4 protein-coding genes are annotated in these 3860 nt (G+C 74.1%); all 4 read right to left on the bottom strand.

Annotated elements, in window-relative coordinates; all coding sequences use genetic code 11:
• A partial coding sequence (locus ACWDCZ_RS39235) for a putative baseplate assembly protein (RefSeq protein WP_449818460.1) occupies positions 1 to 1176 on the bottom strand: 1176 nt, incomplete at its 3' end.
• A complete protein-coding gene (locus ACWDCZ_RS39240; RefSeq protein ID WP_049657621.1) occupies positions 1176 to 1598 on the bottom strand; it encodes a GPW/gp25 family protein in 423 nt (140 codons plus the stop codon). The genes ACWDCZ_RS39235 and ACWDCZ_RS39240, both read right to left, overlap by 1 nt.
• A complete protein-coding gene (locus ACWDCZ_RS39245; protein WP_074002699.1) occupies positions 1595 to 1912 on the bottom strand; it encodes a PAAR domain-containing protein in 318 nt (105 codons plus the stop codon). The genes ACWDCZ_RS39240 and ACWDCZ_RS39245 overlap by 4 nt, the downstream gene beginning before the upstream one ends.
• 74 nt (positions 1913 to 1986) lie before the next feature.
• Complete coding sequence (locus ACWDCZ_RS39250) at positions 1987 to 3765, bottom strand: VgrG-related protein (protein WP_449818461.1); 1779 nt, start codon at positions 3763 to 3765, stop codon at positions 1987 to 1989.
• Positions 3766 to 3860 lie beyond the last annotated feature (95 nt).

Below are 3860 nucleotides of genomic sequence, written 5' to 3' on the forward strand. Positions count from 1 at the left end.
GTCGGGATGAGCGGGCGGCACACCCTCGGCGACGGCACCCAGATCTCGGTGCCGAAGAACGCCTCCTGGTTCGGCGGCGGGCGGGAAGAGGAACTCGCCGGTGGTGGCGTCCAGCACCACGTGCCGGTCGGTGGGCGAGGACTCGCCGAAGTGCTCGACGACCGTCCACCGTTCCCAGCCCTCGCCGGCCGCGACCTCGACCACCGGGGGCTCGCCGTCGAGCAGCACCGGGGGCCGGGCGAGCCGGAAGCGCTGGCCCGCGACGCCCTCCGAGGTGCCGAGCGGCGCGTCGGTAACGGTCTGCGCGTGGACGGCGGTGGCGGTGCCGCCGACGGTGAACACCTCGGCCCGGCGGATGGTGGGCGACTCGGAGTAGAACGGCTGGCCCGGCCGCGGCTCGGTGACCCGGCAGCGCAGCCAGCCGGCCCGCCGTCCGGCGACCACCGAGGCGGTGTGCCCGGCGGGCACGAAGACGACCACCTCGCCCGGCCGGTTGAGGCCGCCGGTGGTGTCGCTACCGGTCTCGCAGGCGATCCAGCGCGCGCCGTCCCAGACCTCCCAGGCCAGCGGCGGCTGGCGCGGGTCGACGCCGACACCCTCGACCCGGCTGTCCAGCCGGACGACCAGGATGCAGCGCGGCACCACGGCCGGCAGGGCGAAGAGCATGGCGTCCCCGGCCACCGGGCGCTGCTGGAAGCACCGGACGTCCGCGCCGTCGGCCAGTCGGGCCGTGCCGTCGGACTGCTCGCCGGAGGCGGAGACGGTGACCAGCCGATCCAGCGAGCTGGGGACGATCGGCAGGTCCTCGGCGGTGGAGAGGACCACCGCCTCGTCGGTCTCGGTGCGCAGCGTGGAGACCTCGGTGCCGGCCCGCAGCAGGACGGTCTCGGTCTGCGGGGCGGAGAGCCAGAAGTCGACCTCGGCCCGGGCCGCGGCCGGTGGGAAGAGCCGGATGCCGAGCAGGTCGAGGAAGGCGGCGTAGTTCTTCTCCGGCACCCGGTTCAGCCGGTAGAGCAGCTGGTCCACCAGGTAGGCGAAGGTCTCGATCAGGGTGACGCCCGGGTCGGAGACGTTGTGGTCGGTCCACTCGGGGGCGCGCTGCTGGACGTACCGCTTGGCCTCGTCGACGAGCTGCTGGAAGCGGCGGTCGTCCAGGTTCGGGGAGGGCAGGGCCATCAGTTCGCAGACCCCTCGGCCGAGTTCGGGTGTTCCGGGATGGTGTAGAAGGGGAAGACCAGGTTGCGGCGGTCGTTGGTGGCCCGCACGGTGTAGTGGACGTCGATGTAGAGGGTGCCCTCCTCGACGCTGTCGAAGGCGATCACCACGTCGTCCACCTCGATCCTCGGTTCCCAGCGCTCCAGCGCGATGCGCACCTCGCGGGCGATCCGCCCGGCGGTGGTGCTGTCGCCGGTGGCGAAGACGTACTCGTGGATGCCGCAGCCGAACTCGGGGCGCATCGGCCGCTCGCCGGGGGCGGTGCCGAGGATCAGCCGGATCGCCTCCGCGAGTTCGCGGTCGCGCTCCACCAGGGCGATGCCCCCGGTGGCGTTGACGCGCAGCGGGAAGGCCCAGCCGCGGCCGATGAAGCTGCCCGTCATATGGCGCCGCCGATCAGCACGTTGAACGCTCCGACGGTGACGGTGGCGCCGCAGGTGGTCTTGTCCCCCACGCGGGCCGCGGGCAGGCCGCCGATCAGCACCACTCCCCCGGCGAGCGCGCCCGGGGAGGGCAGCACCACGTCGCCGGGGCCCAGGGCCAGGTGCGGGGGGACGACGCAGGCGTGGACGGTGCCGACGACGGCGGCGGGGCGGCCGCCGATCAGCACGGTCGCCACCTTGAGGGCGCCCGGCGGCGGGGTGGTGAGGGCGCCGCCGTGATCGGTCAGGTCGCCGGTCCGGGCTGCGGGGGGCATGTGCGGTCTCCGTTTCGGATGGTGCCCGCTGGTCGTGGGGCACTCGTCTACTGCCAAGTCTCTGTGACGATACGTCAGTTGATCCGGACGATGGCCCCCTTGAGCACCGCCTCGGCGCCGCCTTCCACGGTGACCGCCGTCGTGCCCCGGACGGTGACCGATCCGCCGCGCACGTCCACCGTGCCGGTGCCCGCGTCCAGGGTGATGCCGGAGGAGGAGAGCCGCACGGTGCTGCCGGCCGCGCCGCCGAGGCCGTGGACGGTCAGCACGATCTCGCCGCGCTGCTGGTCCAGCTTGACCTCCAACTTGCCGTCGCCGCTCGCCAGCCGGACGCCGGACTTGCCGCCCGGCACGTCCAGCAGCTCCATCCGGTGGCCCGAACGGGACACCACGGAACGGCGGTTGACCTTGCCGGAGCCCGTGTCGACCAGCGGCACGTCGTGCGGGGAGGGCCGGTCCACGCCGTTGTAGAGCCCGCCCAGCATGTACGGGCTGTCCAGGTCGCCCTGCTCGAAGCCGACCAGCACCTCGTCGTTGACCTCGGGGCTGACCACCCCGCCGCCCCCGGCGCCGCCCCACTGCACGGTGCGCACCCAGTCGGAGACGTAGGTGTCGTCCAGCCAGGGGAACTTGAGCTTCACCCAGCCGCGCTGACCGCCGCCCGGCTCCCGGACGTCGGTGACCACGGCGACGGCCAGGCCGGGTATCCGCGGCCCGCGCGGCGGCGCGTTGCCGCCGCTGGTCAGCCCGGCCAGCGAGCGGTCGGGGGCCGCGCTGACCACCACGGTGGTCCGGTAGCCGCGGAACGGTTCGAGCAGGTGGCGCACCCCGGTGGCGGTGTAGCGGCCGGAGAAGGCGGCGCCGACGTTGCCCAGGGCGACCGCGGTGCCCGCCCGCAGCCGCGGGTTGCCCTCGGCGACGACCTCCAGCTCGCCGAAGCCGGCCGCCACCGAGGCGGCCAGCGACCGGGCCACCGAGGCGGTCTCCGCCTGGGTGCGGTACGGGGTGTCGGCGACGGTCAGCCGGGCCCGGCCGGGGAAGGCGGAGGTCACCACCGAGGGGCTCATCCCCGGCTGCACGGTCTGCGACGTCACCGCGGGCTCGGTGGCGACCAGGGCGCTCTTGGTGGTGACGTTCCAGCCGCGCGCCTCGACGGTGTCCGCCCCTCCGGCGCCGGTCAGCACACCGCGCAGCTCCAGCAGGTTGCGCCCGTACTCCAGCACCAGCGGGTTCTGCGGCGCGGGGGTGGAGGGGGCCGGCGCGCCGGAGGCGGGGTCGGGCTTGACGAACTCCAGCTTCCCGTCGTCGTCCACCCGCACCTGGGCGCCGCTCTCCTGCGCCAGGAACTGGAGGAACTCCCAGTCCGGGACGTTGGCCTGGGAGAGCTGCTGGTGGACGACCGGGAAGGCGTCGACCCGCCCGCAGGTCAGGCCCGCTCCGGAGGCGACCTCGCGGACGATGTCGGCGGTCGTCATGTTCCGGAAGGCCTTCACCCGGCGCCCGCGCATCAGCCGGTGGGTGACGGCCGAGGCCCGCACCACGGTGTACGAGCCCGTGGTGTCCACCTCCAGCTCCAGCGCCGTCACCTCACCGGTGAACAGCCGCGCCCGGGTGTTCCCCTGGACGGTCACCACGGACACCTTCAGCGGGGTGCCGATGGTGATGCCGGTGGCGGAGAGGAAGGTGTGGTCGGCGTCCCGGAAGGACAGCACGGCGGTGTCGGGCAGGCCGACGCTCTCCTCGATGTCGCAGGAGACCAGCTGGGTCGCCCAGATCGGCGGCAGCGGGCCGGGCGCCTCGACGACGGGGTCGGCGGCGAAGGAGCGGCCGCCGCGGGCCTCGGGCGTGGTCATGGCCGTACCCCCGGCGCGGAGCCGCTCTGGGTGAGCTCCTCGATCCCCGGCACGATCAGCTCGGCGCCCGGGATCAACGCCAGCGGATCGTCGAT

Source organism: Kitasatospora sp. NPDC001225 (assembly GCF_053597855.1).